General features: G+C 59.0%; 17 protein-coding genes and 1 pseudogene. 6 read left to right on the top strand and 12 right to left on the bottom strand.

All coding sequences use genetic code 11. The annotated features are described in order from the left end of the window. Positions 1 to 3: 3 nt before the first annotated feature. Complete coding sequence (locus GN234_RS27425) at positions 4 to 750, top strand: 3-oxoacyl-ACP reductase family protein (protein WP_109756486.1); 747 nt, start codon at positions 4 to 6, stop codon at positions 748 to 750. A 64-nt stretch (positions 751 to 814) separates the two neighbouring features. Here GN234_RS27425 and GN234_RS27420 read toward each other — a convergent pair whose 3' ends face one another. From GN234_RS27420 to GN234_RS27390, 8 genes are all read right to left on the bottom strand, one after another. Then, positions 815 to 1,510, bottom strand: coding sequence for an HAD-IA family hydrolase (locus GN234_RS27420; RefSeq protein ID WP_109756485.1), 696 nt, complete (start codon positions 1,508 to 1,510; stop codon positions 815 to 817). A gap of 272 nt (positions 1,511 to 1,782) precedes the next feature. Further along, positions 1,783 to 1,908 carry a hypothetical protein gene (locus GN234_RS30215; RefSeq protein ID WP_325073108.1) on the bottom strand — a complete coding sequence of 42 codons (126 nt, stop codon included), beginning with the start codon at positions 1,906 to 1,908 and terminating at the stop codon, positions 1,783 to 1,785. Continuing rightward, positions 1,905 to 2,159, bottom strand: a complete 255-nt coding sequence (locus GN234_RS27415; RefSeq protein WP_325073107.1) for a hypothetical protein — start codon at positions 2,157 to 2,159, stop codon at positions 1,905 to 1,907. The genes GN234_RS30215 and GN234_RS27415 overlap by 4 nt, the downstream gene beginning before the upstream one ends. Before the next feature lie 88 nt (positions 2,160 to 2,247). Further along, positions 2,248 to 2,451, bottom strand: coding sequence for a hypothetical protein (locus GN234_RS27410; protein ID WP_109756483.1), 204 nt, complete (start codon positions 2,449 to 2,451; stop codon positions 2,248 to 2,250). Between the two features lie 75 nt (positions 2,452 to 2,526). Further along, positions 2,527 to 2,700 (bottom strand): hypothetical protein, encoded by a 174-nt coding sequence (locus GN234_RS27405; RefSeq protein ID WP_162893857.1) that lies wholly within the window; start codon positions 2,698 to 2,700, stop codon positions 2,527 to 2,529. A 707-nt stretch (positions 2,701 to 3,407) separates the two neighbouring features. Further along, positions 3,408 to 3,824: a glycine zipper domain-containing protein gene (locus GN234_RS27400; RefSeq protein ID WP_072406201.1), complete on the bottom strand. Its 417-nt coding sequence runs from the start codon at positions 3,822 to 3,824 to the stop codon at positions 3,408 to 3,410. Positions 3,825 to 4,170: 346 nt separating this feature from the next. Next, positions 4,171 to 4,356, bottom strand: coding sequence for a hypothetical protein (locus GN234_RS27395; protein WP_109756482.1), 186 nt, complete (start codon positions 4,354 to 4,356; stop codon positions 4,171 to 4,173). 157 nt (positions 4,357 to 4,513) lie between these two features. Further along, positions 4,514 to 6,703, bottom strand: coding sequence for a response regulator (locus GN234_RS27390; RefSeq protein WP_109756481.1), 2,190 nt, complete (start codon positions 6,701 to 6,703; stop codon positions 4,514 to 4,516). A gap of 564 nt (positions 6,704 to 7,267) precedes the next feature. Here GN234_RS27390 and GN234_RS30100 point away from each other — a divergent pair. Further along, positions 7,268 to 7,547: pseudogene (locus GN234_RS30100) on the top strand (short-chain dehydrogenase). A 245-nt stretch (positions 7,548 to 7,792) separates the two neighbouring features. Here the strand turns inward: GN234_RS30100 and GN234_RS27385 are convergent. Further along, entirely contained in the window at positions 7,793 to 8,299 is a 507-nt protein-coding gene (locus GN234_RS27385) for a hypothetical protein (protein ID WP_233459489.1), read from the bottom strand. A 151-nt stretch (positions 8,300 to 8,450) separates the two neighbouring features. Between GN234_RS27385 and GN234_RS27380 the strand changes: the two genes are divergently transcribed. The 4 genes from GN234_RS27380 (at position 8,451) to GN234_RS27365 (ending at position 11,469) form a co-directional block, all read left to right on the top strand. Beyond that, positions 8,451 to 9,128, top strand: coding sequence for a phytanoyl-CoA dioxygenase family protein (locus tag GN234_RS27380; protein ID WP_176689352.1), 678 nt, complete (start codon positions 8,451 to 8,453; stop codon positions 9,126 to 9,128). 98 nt (positions 9,129 to 9,226) lie between these two features. Next, a complete protein-coding gene (locus GN234_RS27375; RefSeq protein ID WP_176689643.1) occupies positions 9,227 to 10,282 on the top strand; it encodes an alpha/beta hydrolase family protein in 1,056 nt (351 codons plus the stop codon). 89 nt (positions 10,283 to 10,371) lie between these two features. Beyond that, positions 10,372 to 10,761, top strand: a complete 390-nt coding sequence (locus tag GN234_RS27370) for a hypothetical protein (protein WP_176689351.1) — start codon at positions 10,372 to 10,374, stop codon at positions 10,759 to 10,761. Positions 10,762 to 10,782: 21 nt separating this feature from the next. Beyond that, entirely contained in the window at positions 10,783 to 11,469 is a 687-nt protein-coding gene (locus GN234_RS27365) for an HD domain-containing protein (protein WP_176689350.1), read from the top strand. A gap of 129 nt (positions 11,470 to 11,598) precedes the next feature. On the opposite strand, the gene GN234_RS27360 is transcribed toward GN234_RS27365, so the two are convergent. The 3 genes from GN234_RS27360 to GN234_RS27350 all read right to left on the bottom strand — a co-directional run bounded on the left by GN234_RS27360 (position 11,599) and on the right by GN234_RS27350 (position 13,524). Next, positions 11,599 to 12,036, bottom strand: a complete 438-nt coding sequence (locus GN234_RS27360) for a GNAT family N-acetyltransferase (protein ID WP_233459488.1) — start codon at positions 12,034 to 12,036, stop codon at positions 11,599 to 11,601. A 123-nt stretch (positions 12,037 to 12,159) separates the two neighbouring features. Beyond that, the gene (locus tag GN234_RS27355; RefSeq protein WP_176689348.1) at positions 12,160 to 12,561 is read right to left on the bottom strand and encodes a GFA family protein; all 402 of its coding nucleotides are present in this window, start codon (positions 12,559 to 12,561) and stop codon (positions 12,160 to 12,162) included. Between the two features lie 339 nt (positions 12,562 to 12,900). Further along, the gene (locus GN234_RS27350) at positions 12,901 to 13,524 is read right to left on the bottom strand and encodes an SMI1/KNR4 family protein (protein ID WP_176689347.1); all 624 of its coding nucleotides are present in this window, start codon (positions 13,522 to 13,524) and stop codon (positions 12,901 to 12,903) included. Between the last annotated feature and the right edge of the window lie 32 nt (positions 13,525 to 13,556).

Here is a 13,556-nt window from a genome sequence, read left to right as displayed (position 1 = left end):
ATCATGAGTAACCAAGCACTGAACGGCAAAGTCGCCTTGATCCAAGGCGGTTCTCGCGGCATCGGCGCCGCCATCGTCAAACGCCTTGCAGCAGAAGGCGCCGCCGTGGCCTTCACCTACGTCAGCTCTGGCGCCAAGTCTGAAGAACTGCAGAACAGCATCACCGCAGCCGGCGGCAAGGCCCTGGCGATCAAGGCCGACAGCGCCGACGCCGAGGCCGTCCGTAACGCCGTCGCCGCCACCGTCGAGGCTTTTGGGCGGTTGGACATCCTGGTCAACAATGCGGGCGTGCTGGCCATGGCGCCGCTGGATGAATTCAAACTCGAAGATTTCGACCAGACCCTGGCCGTCAACGTGCGCAGCGTGTTCGTCGCCACCCAAGCGGCAGCGCGGCACATGGGCGAAGGTGGCCGGGTCATCAACATCGGCAGCACCAATGCCGACCGCATGCCCTTCGCCGGCGGCGCTACGTACGCCATGAGCAAATCCGCGCTGGTGGGCCTGACCAAAGGCCTGGCCCGTGACCTCGGCCCGCGCGGCATCACCGTCAACAACGTGCAGCCCGGCCCGGTGGACACTGACATGAACCCGGCCGACAGCGACTTCGCCTCCAGCCTGATGTCGCTGATGGCCATCGGGCGCTATGGCAACGTCGATGAAATCGCCAGCTTCGTCGCTTACCTGGCAGGGCCGGAAGCCGGCTACATCACCGGTGCCAGCCTGACCATCGACGGTGGTTTCGGCGCCTGATCCGGGCTAACCATGTGGCGAGGGAGCTTGCTCCCGCTGGGCTGCGCAGCAGCCCTTTCCTATCTCAGGCCCACTCCAATTCCGGCAAACCGCAAAGGCTTGGCTGGAACATCTTCAAGGAGCGGATGATCCCATCGGCGTGGGCATATTTTTCGTCCGCCATGGCCGAATCCGGAATGGCAATGGCGGTCATCCCGGCGGCTTTCGCGGCCGTCACACCGAACGGCGAATCCTCGAACACCAGGCAGTCGCGCGGCGCTACACCCAGGCGTCGGGCAGCGGTGAGGAAGATATCCGGCGCCGGTTTCGCCGCACCGACCTCAGGATCGTCCGCCGTCACAATGCAGTCGAACAGCGCGAACCAGTCCCGGTGCAGCGTGGTTTTCAGCGCGAACGTAGGACTCGACGAACTGGTACCCACCGCAATCGGAATGTTGTGGGCTTTGAGATGGCGCACCAGTTCCTCGGCGCCGGGCATTCCCAGAGCGTGAGGAAAACGCTCGCGCATCAAGGGCTCGCGGATGACCAAAAACTCCTGGGGAGTGATCGGCAACTCCAGCGCCTGGACGACGTAATTGGCCAGGTCCGTGGCCCCGCGGCCGATGATGTTCTGCTTGACGCTCCAATCGAAGGTGCGCCCATAGCGTTCGGCGATGATGGAGGTGACCTCGGTGTAGATACCCTCGGTGTCCAGCAACAGCCCATCCATGTCGAAAATCACAGCCTTGATCGGGCCAAACTCTTTCAGCGGTGCATTCATCGCATCTGATCCGTTATCAACACAACATTCCAGGGATGGCTCAGGTGCGGCCAGGGCAGCGTGTTCGCCTTAAAGGATTCAGCAGGATAACGAAGGGTGCTTGGAACCGGCAATGGGAAATCGGTGAATGGGGTCCGTGGCGAGGGGAGCTTGCTCCCGCTCGGCTGCGTAGCGGCCGTTGGATCTTGGGGTCGCTTCGCAACCCAGCGCGAGCAAGCTCCCTCGCCACAAAAACGGATGGGTGTTGGATGACGGCGCAGCGGTTATTGACCCTAGCTACCGGAGCCGCCCGATCCCGAGCCACTGCCGCCCGAGCTGCCACCGCTGTCGCTGGTACCGGTTCCGCCGTTGGTCCCGCCGCCGGCGTCGGCACCGCCCATCGTACTGCCGCCACTCATCGAACCGCTGCCCGTGCCGGGGCTGGTGCTGCTGCCGCTGGCATCGCCGCCGTTGCCGCCCCCCCCACGGTGCCCGGAGGCAAGGCGTTGCCATTGGCACCGGATTTGGAGCCGGCTTCCATTTCCGAGGAAGGCGGCATCCCGCCCTTGTCCACGGGCGGCGTACTGCTCGAAGATTGTGCGAAAGCGGCCAATGAACTGACGGAAAGAATCCCGGCGAGTGTCAGCGCTGTCATGTTGGACTTCATCATGGTGAGTCTCCTTTTCAAGGTCCTTACCTGATGTCTGGCAGGCGTGGCGGGCCGATGGTGCCACTGGATCGACAGGCGGAACTGACAATCAGCTCGGCGTGCCGGAGGCATCGTCACCGGCGATGTCCGGATCATCCGGGGTCGCCTCGACGTCCTCATCCTCGCTGGGCACCTGCTCCACTCCCGAATCGTCATCCGGTGGACGCTGGTCGCGGCTCAGCGGGTTAGTGGGCGATGGCAGTGGGTATTCAGGGGTTTCTTCGTCATCGGGGACGGGGGAATCGGCAGTCATACAACCTCCTGGCAGGTGCACGCACCTGTCCTGCGGCTAAAGCTTAAAGAACGCGGGCGATCCGTTTGAGCGCCTTCACTTGTAGGATTCGTCCTCAAGTTCAGCGTCTTCATCGTCTAGCAAGGGCACTTGGGCGTCGTCCATCAAGGAACCGGGGTCTTCATTGCCCGGGTCGTTGGGGCCCGGATCATTGATGAAGGGAACGCCCGTCGGGCCTTTTTCTTCCTTGCCTTCGGTTTCCGGCGTCATGGCACACCTCGCGATTGCTGATGGATGTATGAATTTGAGGTGGGGGGGCGGCAATCGTTCCGGGGGATTTGATCTGTCGTTTTTTGGGGGTGTTTTAGGGGGGTGTATATCCGTTTCTTCGGTAACGGCTGCTTATGGTTCCGCCCTGACGGCGGGTCACTTTCGAAAAGCCCGGAAGCCGGCCCAGTCGAGAGCAACCAAAGCGCTTACGCCCCACCACGAGGCGGCCTGAGAGCCGACCTGGCTCTTGCGGGGGGTGTACACCCATCAGATCTTGTTTGAGCTGGACCTGTGGGAGCAAAGCTTGCTCGGGAGGCGGTTTTATAGCCGACCTGCTCTTGCGGGTGTACCCAATCCAACTGTGGGAGCGAGCCTGCTCGCGAAGGCGGCGGTACATTCAACATTGATGCAAGCAGACCCACCGCTATCGCGAGCAAGCTCAGCTCCCACAGGGATCGGCGGCGGACACTGATTTTATAAACGATCAAAAAACTGAGTGGGAGCGAGCCTGCTCGCGATGACAGTGGTGCTGTTGCACAGCGGCTGGAGCTGTCTGTTGCCCTTGCTTTGGGCTCATGATTTCGACGCTCCGTCAGTCAAAAGAAGCCCCACAAAAAACGGCGCTTCCCATTTCTGAAAGAAGCGCCGTTTTTTCTAGATGAACAGCATTACGACACAAGGCCGGGGCTTTTCATCCAAGCATCCGCTTAACGATGATTTCTCTTGTGCTTATGCTTGTGCTTCTTGCCACCGGAGTGACCGTCGTTGTCATTGGACAGGTTGCTGCCCAACGCGCCGCCGGCCGCGCCGCCGACGCCAGCACCGATGGTGGAGCCGGTGGAGCCGCCCAGGCGGTTACCGACGATCGAGCCACCGGCCGAGCCCAGGCCACCGCCGATGGCGGCTTCGGTGCGGCTGCCCTTGCGCGCGCCCACGGCGCTGCCGGCTGCGCCGCCGACGCCCGCGCCAATCGCGGCACCGGTGCTGCCGCCCATCTGCTGGCCGACTACGTTGCCTAACACACCGCCCAGACCACCGCCGACCGCGGCGGTACCGTCGCCGGCAGCCATCGCGCCCTGGGCAACCACTAACCCCAGTACCAAGGTGGACAAAGTCAAACGCATGATAGAAACCTCAAGAATGCCGCATCGGGGAGAAATGGCCGGTGCACGCGGGCGCGAGTTTACGCCAAACAGCGTCAGCCATGACGGTTGGACAACGAAACGGCGATTTATTTTATGACAGGCAAAAAAAAGCCCGCTGGGGAAACGGGCAGGTACTGCTTTCTAACGGATGAGCTCAGAGTACGTACCTGCTTGTGAAAGAAACGTGAAAGGAAACGCTACTTGAGAAAAGATTCTGATCGGAACGCCGAGCGTCCCTGGCGGTATTCCCACGCGGGAACCTGGGAACGAAAAAAAGGGCTGCCATGCAGCCCGGTGGGAGCAAGCTCCCCTACCACGATCCCCGTCACTTCTTGACCGGAACCCTGGGCAGGAACTTGGCCTTCTCCCCTCGTTGTACTTTAGCCACCTTCGTCCTGATGGACTTGATCGGCTCGTCACCAAAATCCGCATGATAGGTCGACTGACCACACTGCAACCCTTCATTGATCGGATACGCGGCGGTGTTCTCCTCGCTGTACGGTGTTCCCATTGCCTTTCCCCTTTTCATCGAGGCCCATATCGGCAACAACCGGTTGCCTGAAAATATCGACCTTCACGATAGTGAGACTAGTCGGTCATCAACAGACTGTTGATTCAACAAAGCCCTGGGCCGACGAATGGAACTCACTGTTTCAAAACGGAAACACTCATTCAGCCCCCAATATCGTCCGGTTTAAAACCCGGGAAACCTGATCGGCCGAATAGGGTTTGGCGAGGAACTCAAAGCCCTCATGCCCACTGTGGGCCAACTCTTCGCTATAACCGGAAGTGAGTACCACGGGCAGATCCGGACGACGCTGGCGCAGCTCCCTGGCCAGGGCAATACCGCTGATGCCCGGCATCACCACGTCAGAAAATATCGCGTCGAATGCCATCGCATCCGGACCGACCATCTCCAGCGCTTCTTCGGCGTTGGTCGCCCAGGCGGTCTCGTAGCCCAGGTCCTGGAGGATCTGGTTGGCAAAACGCCCTACCTCCAGGTTGTCTTCCACAATCAGCACCCGACGCTTGCCCTTTTCCAGCACCACGTGCGTGGGTTCGTCCCTGACAGGCTCGTGGTGGGTTTCGGGGGCGACCTCTGGAAGGTACAACGTGAACACCGTCCCTTCCCCCACCACGGTGCAAACATCGACGTTGCCACCGGACTGCTTGGCAAAGCCGAACACCTGGGACAAGCCCAGCCCCGTGCCCTTGCCCACTTCCTTGGTGGTGAAGAAGGGCTCGAAGATGTGCTCGAGCACTTGCGGGGCAATGCCAGTACCGGTGTCCGCCAGAGCAATGGCGGCAAAGGATTGCCCGGCCCCGGCATGACCACGGATCGGTGGCATGCCACCGCCGCAACTGACCCGAAGCCACAGCGTGCCCTGGCCATTCATCGCATCCCGGGCATTGAGGGCCATGTTGATCAGCGCCGTCTCGAACTGGCTCAAGTCCGCCCGGATGTAACAGGGCCGATCACACAACTCGACGCTGACCTGGATCCGCGCCCCGGTCACGGTTTGCAGCATGTCCCCCAGGCTCTGCACTTGCTTGCCCACATCGATGACTTGCGGCTTCAACGGCTGGCGCCGGGCAAATGCAAGCAACTGGCTGGTCAATTTGGAGGCGCGCTCCACCGTTTCGGACACCGCGGTCATGTAGCGCTGTCGGCGCTCTTGCGACAGGTTGGGCATGCGCAGGAAGTCCACCGAAGAGCGAATGATGGTCAGAAGGTTGTTGAAGTCGTGGGCCACGCCACCGGTGAGCTGGCCGATGGCTTCGAGTTTTTGCGACTGGCGCAGTGCCGCTTCGGTCTGTTTCAAGCGTGCGGTGCGTTCCTCGACCCGCTCTTCCAGCGTCGCGTTCAATTCGGCCAGGGCCGCCAGGCCTTCGCGCACGGCAGCGTCGGCACGGGCGCGCTCAATGTGGGCCCAGGACCGCTCCGTGACCTCCACCAACAGCGCCAGGTCGTTGGATGACCAGACCCGTGGCGTTTTATCGTGAATGGCCATTAGCGCGGTCAAGCGTCCGCCCTTGATCAACGGCACGCAGATGGTGGCCGCGATGCCAATGGCCTGGAACGTCGCCGCTTCCTCCGGCGCCAGTTCCTTGAGGTTATCGTTGATCACCAACGGCTTGCCGGCCCTCAGCTTGGCGACGGCCAGACGACCGAAATCAGCCAGCCGATAATGCCCGAGGATATGGGGCGAGCCCGCCCTGGCCCAATCGCCACGAATGGTAAAACCGTCTTCGTCCTCATCCATGTCCGCGTAGGCACAATTGGACAGGTTCAAGTGCGCCGCCAGAATCCGCGTGGTGGTCGCCATGATGCTCTGCGGGTCGGTGGCGTTCGCCACGGCGGTGCCGATGGCATCGAGCACGGCCAGGCGCTGGGTCATGAACACCGTCGAGGTGGTCTCGGTGACCGTATCCAACATGCCCACGACCTTGCCGAACTGATCACGAATCGGGCTGTAGCAGAAAGTGAAATAAGCCTGCTCAGGACCGCCACCGCGCTCGATGACCAGGGGGAAGTTCTCTATATAAGTCGCTTGCCCCTCAAAGGCCGCGCGCGCAATCGGCTCGATATCGCTCCAGACTTCCCGCCACACCTCATCAAACCGCCGGCCCAGCGCCTCGGGCTTGTTGCCGAGGATCGGCAGGAACGCATCGTTGTACAACGTGATCAGGTCCGGCCCCCATACGATGGCCTGGGGAAAATGCGAGGCGAGGCTCAGCGCCACGGTGGTCTTCAACACATCGGGCCACTGCGAAGGTGGCCCGAGCGGCGTGCCTTCCCACGGATGGCGGCGAATCCGTTCGGCCATTTCTCCATAGCTCTGGAGCCAATCTGTCATTGCGTTCGATCCTTCTGAGACGCCAATACCAACGAGGGGGAAAAGCTTGTGACCCCAGGCAGGGCCGTATTATCCCGCGACGGGTGGGAATGCGCGATTGGATTGTGGGATGTGTCGGGGGCAAATGGGGGGTTAAGGGCAGAAATGGGAGGTTGGGTTACAGAAATATCCTACATATCGTTGGGAATGGGCCTGATGTAGGTGAGGAACCTGCAAAGTTGTAAGACATGCAGCTTGAATACTTACGACGTTGGCAACGTCCTACATATGATTGGGAATCCCCTTCGCTATCAATCCCTTGCGTATTTTTTGCGGTGGCGACTATAGTCTGGCGTCGCCCAGATGGCGGCCGGGTTTGGCGACTCGATTGACACAAGTGCAACGGTGCTTTCTGCTGTGGCAGAAGCACGCTCATGCTCACAGAAACTGCTTTATGGCAGCTGTGCGCGGGAGACCTTCGGGTCTGCCGGCTCCTTGTGTCTCCGGTTCGCCAACCTGCGTACAGCTGTCACCCTTTGTTTGGCGACAAAGTGTGGCAGTTCATTCATGACACAAGGAATTGATATGAACCGATATATGGGCCTCACCAGCAACGCCGACGACCAACCCCCTCTACGTCGATACCACCGCCCCGCTACACATCCTGCTCGACTCAGCCGCCTACCGAATCCGTGCCGCCACCCAGTTCCTGGAAAACTTGGCAATGCGCGATGAACTGACCATCGACCCCGCGACCTTGCAAGATTTGGCACAACTTTGCTGCATCCCCCTGCGTGATGGATGCGACGTGATAGATGTGATTGCACGACGATTGGATGCGGCACCGGCAGGTTCCACTCTATAAGCCTGCCAACCGACAACCCGTGGCGAGGGAGCTTGCTCCCGCTGGGCTGCGCAGCGGCCCCTTTTGTGAGCGCTGCGCACTCAAGCGGGAGCAAGCTCCCTCGCCACGAGTGCATCGTCTACCTGAACTACTCAACAACCCCGTTATAAACAACCATCGCACTCCCCTCTTTCTTGACCACAAGCTTATTCCCCTGCGCCATGGCCTCGACCAGTTCAGAACACCCCTCCACTTCACGCTTCCCATCAACGCGCTCGGCCTGGGTGTCGAAACTGAATACATAGGTCAACGCCGGGCACGCGTTGCCCCCCCTCTCCCGTGGAAACAACCAGCACATACTTGCTCGGGCCAAACGTATAAGCCTTTTCAATCGTCACATAACCGGTGTACTCGGCCTGCTCAACAATTGATTCCATGACGTTCATCACACCCGCCCGCGATTGATAATTCAGCGCGGTCCCCATCGCCTCGGTCTGGGTCGTGAAAGGCCCGGCACGCTCGGCGTTGACGGGCAACGGTTGATAGGCAACACCCGGGGGCGCGGGAGGTGCGGCTTGAGTCTTGGCGATGGGTTTTGTAACAGGGCTTCGCTGGAGTTGAGGGCTATCGCATAGGCCGTTTTTGCAGATGAAATCCCCTTGGCAGTCGATGTCTTCCGAGCACTGGTTCGTTTCTTCGAAGGTGCTCTGGTCGGCCTTGGCGTAGCCAACGACGGCCAATGCCAGGAGAGTGCAGGCAAACAAACGCTTCATCGGTGAAGTCCTTTTCTTGGATGGTGGCCGGATGATAACTGCAAACCTCCCGGTTTTGTCTCCAGTCGCCTTCGATTTGCAATGTCCGGTGGTCCTACTTTGGTTTGAATACTAGCCTTGCAAACGTCCCCACAAGGAAGTCCAGGCCGCCATGGCTAACCGCAAACAACTCCACCGAGATGGCTACGCTCTGCTCCGTCAAGCGATCCCGAGCGGATGGCTGGCTGACTTGCGTAACGTGTTCGATGCAGGCGTGCGACCGTCGGACCAATGGCCTGTGCCCCGTGGCATGGACTGGCGCTATTCAATGCTGGACGATGATTCGAAGATTCAGGCGGTGTGTCGTCTGCCCCAGCTACTGGCGGTGGCAGGCGAGTTGATCGGCGAACGGTTCTTCCTCTCCCAAGTGGAAGGACGCGAGCCCCTGGTCGGTTGCGGCCACCAACAATTGCACCGCGACTTGTCGGCCCAGCGGCCAGGCGACATCGCTATCGCCCTGGTCTTCTTCGACGATTACGGCCCCCAGAACGGCGCGACACGGATCGTCCCTGGCAGCCATCGCCCGAAGCCGGGAGCACCACCCTTGGACTTCAATGACGAGTCCCGCTCTGTACAGTTGTCAGGCTGCGCCGGTGACATCCTGGTGTTCGATGTCGATCTGGTGCACGCCGGCAGCCTGAACGTGATCGGCACACGCCGTCGATCAATTCTGATCAGCTACTGCTCGGAGTCGTTATACGCATCACACCTGGAAACCGCGGCGCTACGAAACATTCGTATGGACACCCGCGATCGATTCGCCCCTGCGGACTTTGCTTTCAGAAGCTAGATTTTTGCTCGATGAAAGTTGTGCGCTACGTTTCGAATCTGGGCTTTAATGCCCGTGTTTATCTACACCCCCTTCGTCAAATCAAGGAAGAAACGACATTGAAAACAGCTTTCGGCGCCCTGTTGCTGGCTTGCCTGACGACTACCGCATTGGCTGACGAAAACCCCGTCGGCTTCCAATCCTCCACCCTGCCGGATCCGCACAATGGCCGCGCACTGGAGATGGTCGTCTGGTACCCCAGCGCAACCTCCGCAACCCCGCAACTGATCGGCGATAATGCGGTGTTTGTCGGCGCGTCTGCCGTGCGTAACGCGCCGCCCACTGCCGGCGAACATCCATTGGTAGTGCTCTCCCACGGCTACAGGGGTAACTGGGGTAATCAGATTTGGCTCGCCAGTTCCTTGGCCCAGAAAGGTTACATCGTCGCCGCCATCAACCACCCCGGCAGCACCACCCATGACCGCAGCCCGCAAGCAGCGGCACAGCTTTGGCAGCGGCCGGTTGATCTGCGTCGGGGCATTGATGCGGTCACGGCTCAACCGGAAAAATTTGGCCGGGTCGCCAATGGCCGAATTGCAGCCGTGGGCCACTCACTCGGCGGCTGGACCGCCCTGGAGATCGCCGGCGCGCGCTTCGACCCAGAGCGCTTCGCCCAGGACTGCAAAGCCCATTCGCAGTTAGCCAGTTGCACCGTCTACCAGCAGATGAATCCCGCCAGCACCGCTGAAGCAAAAGCCGAACTGGCCGCCGATTGGCGGGATAAACGTGTGACTGCGGTGGTGACATTGGACCTGGGCCTTTCCCGGGGCCTGACGGATGAAAGCCTGGCAGCGCTCCCTGTCCCTGCCCTGGTGATCGCTGCTGGCGTACCGTCGAAAGAACTTCCCGCTGAGTTGGAGTCTGCCGACTTGGCCAAACGCCTACCCCAGGTGTCCAGCCGTTACGTTGAGATCAAAGACGCGAGCCATTTCAGCTTCATGTCGATGTGCAAACCTGGTGCGCAGGAGATGCTTGAAGAGGACGTGCCAGGGGATGGAATCATTTGTCGGGATGGCGATGGCGGTCGTGCTCGGGGGGTGATTCAGCAGCAGGTTGCATCATTGATCACAGCGTTTTTGGCGCAGCCATCTGCCCACAAAGAAGGCAGTTTGTGAACGACCCTATCCCCGTCAAAGATAGGTCTCTTTCCCAACAGTTTCCGACTTAACTATCCTACGCCTCCATCCCAAACGGATTCGCCAAGATGTATCTGCGTTCAAGCTTATTGTGCCTGTGCTTTTTCAGCGGCCTGAGCCAGGCCGCTGTTAACTGTTCTGCCCTGGCGGAAAAGCTCTCTGGAACGGTGCCCGAATTCCATCCATCGGTACAAGGCAAGGTCATCGGCACCGGACGCCTGCATTTCCACGAAGCGCCAGATGAAGCCTGTGCCAATAAGAAGATTTTCGTAATCCCCGGCGACGCCCTCACCATTTACTCCAGCCTTGAAGACGAATCATGGTTGGAAGTGAACTTTATCGCCAAGAGTGGCGACGACTATACCGGTTGGGTAAAGGCCGACCGGGTCGAGATTGGCGTACCTTACGGGGCGCCACCGGAAGATGCCGACAACGCGCCGGCGGGTGATGCTCAATAATTCAAAAGGGGAGGAAAAACGATGACGGGTTCACCAGAAGGGAGCGGTCTATTCCCGGCCAGCACACACGGCGACCTCGACGTGGCGGATGGCACGGGTTTCGCCGCCTGGGCTCGCGCCTGGGCAGAGCTTGGTGTCGGATGCGCGTCACGAGAAACGTACGAAGAACTCATTCGACATTACTGCGAGCCACACCGCGCTTACCACAACCTCCAGCATCTGCAGGAATGTCTTCGGGTGCGCCGATGCATCAACGCGGCCTGCCAGGCCTGCGCCGAAATCGACCTCGCGCTGTGGTTCCACGATGCGATCTGCGCCCCCCTTCGCAGCGACAACGAGTTGCGCAGTGCGCAATGGTTGGACGCCGTGGCACGGGACAGTGGCCTGGGCGATGAAACGCGACGCAGGCTTTATGATCTGGTGATGGTGACCCGACACGACGGCGCCCCGGCATCGGCAGACGAAGCCGTGTTGGTGGACACGGATCTGGCGATCCTTGGGGCATCGTTCGAGCGATTCGAGGAATACGACCAGCAAATTCGCCGCGAGTACCAGTTTGTGCCGCTGCCTGTGTACCGCCAAAAGCGGCGCCAGGTCCTTGAAGGCTTTCTGGCACGCGGGCGCATTTATACGACCGCCGCGTACTTCGACGCATTCGAGCAGCAGGCACGTGCAAATCTTGCACGCGCCATTGACCGTCTCGACTGAAGAGTGAGTTCAAGCGGCGAAGGGATATTCAACTTCGCCAGTGCTCGATCACGATGAACGTTCGGCAATATACGCTGCTTACCAGTTTTTATTTTGATCAAGGTGACGTGCTCGCCAAATTTAAACTTACTATGCCCCGGAAGAATCATACCGTTTGACAAACCGGCGCTCGCCGATCGCGTAACCTTGTTGCTGATAAAAAATGTGAGCCTGTATTCGGTGGTCACTGCTCGTCACCTCAGCCCGGACGCAAAGTTGCTCTGTAAAAAACGCGTCAGCAGCGGAAACTAACATTGTCCCTACTCCTTTTCCTCGGAAGTCGTCATCAATGACAAGGGAGGTAATGCGTCCGAGCCTACCCGGCTGATGAAACAGTTCAAGTACGTGCAAGCTTATGACACCGATAATATTTTTACCGTCTTGTGCCAGCAGCACGGTATCGCAAGCGCTAAGTTCTAAAGTCTCAAGCTTATCTCGGATTAGCTTTGGCGAGGCTTGGTAGCCTAACTGGCCCAGGAGCTTGGACACAGACTCTGCGTCGGCTGGTGAGGCTTTTCGAACTTTCATGTTGTTCTCAACTGGGTATTGCACAGGCTTGCCCACCATTTGTATTCGACTTGATCTATCGTTTGCATCGGCCTTAACCAGCACACTGGCTGACTGAGACCGGCAGAAAGTGATCCAAAGCCGTCAATCGACCTGAGGACTTAGGTTAGATGATTTGAACCAGAGGACTGCGGAATCGACATGAACATGCTTCTGCTTTTGAGGCAGAAAGGGTGTATCAAGCGTGCCCAACGCTATCGAGACCCAGTCGGAGAACTTACCTTCAGATCGTGACCAGAACAGCGTCGAACCGCAGTCCATGCAGAACTCGCGTACTACTGTCTCTGACGAAGCATAGGTTTTGATGCTGGTGGAACCACGAAGTATTCGGAGCGCGGTGCGCGGAATGCTGCCGTACGAAGCGAATGCTGCCCCGTGACCTTTGCGACACTGGCTGCAATGGCAATGACTCACTGCTTTTGGTGAGACGAGTAGCTCGTAACTCACGGCAGCGCATAAGCAGCTTCCTTGGTATACCTGTGTCATAGGCTGTTCCGTGCAGATGAGAAATGCCAGCGTAACCGTCCCGGTCCAATCAGTCGACCGACCGCTATTGGCCGGTTCTGTTGAAAAAAGTCGGCTTCGAATTCCACGGCAGAAAAGTACGCAACTGAGATTGAAATCTGTTTTTTGCGCAGAAGGTTCAGGCGTTGGATCTCACGTAGCCGCGTGCAAAAGAGGTGTTCATCCATCAATATTCGAGCGTTTTGGGCAAGCCGAATTTTTCAACAGAATCGGTCGATTGCAGCCCTTCAGGACAGGCACAGTCGACCCAAAGGACCCCGTATACATCCACTACTCAAGGACTCATTCACCGACAAGAGTTCAAATCCTCCGATCCACAACCCTCGCATTCCACAACTCCCGATACCGCTCCCGCCACCCCGGACTCCCTTTATCCAACCACTCCAACGTCGCCTCAATACTCTCAGGGCTGATGATGAAGTGATTGATATGCTCCTCGATCCGTTCTTCCGATAGATGCAGCGAGTCCAAATAACCATTGAAAGAATCCGCCAGCACCACATACTCATCACCCTGCTGACGGCGACCAGTCCAGGCGGGTAAGCCCGCCACCATCGCCGCCACGTCCTGGCGCCCTTCCCGCAAATCCAGCAGCAAGATACTCGCACCGCCATCGCGCCCAATCGGCAACAATCCCGTCTCGGGGAAGCCGGGCTGCGCCCGCAGTTGCTCCAGTTCAAAGGGGTTGGATTCATACGCTTTGTCCGGGTCCAGCCCGTACAGTGAAAAACTAAGCAATTCCTCATCGCCATTGGCGAGCGTAGCCAGCACATCGTATTCCAAGTAGGCGCCGTTGCAGGTCTTGAGAAACTCGCGATAGTCGTCCGGCAGTCGGGCACCAAGACTGGCTTCCAGTTGCGCAATGGCACCGTCGGTGGCGCCTTCACGGGTATCTTCGAGGATGAGTCCACGGTAGTCAGTCATTGTTGTCTCGAAAAGGTATTGGGGTCCTAGAG

This window comes from Pseudomonas bijieensis (assembly GCF_013347965.1).
GTDB classification, from domain to species: Bacteria; Pseudomonadota; Gammaproteobacteria; order Pseudomonadales; family Pseudomonadaceae; genus Aquipseudomonas; species Aquipseudomonas bijieensis.
The sequence above is the reverse complement of the archived record's forward strand: the minus strand, read 5'-3'. Positions and strand labels throughout refer to the sequence as shown.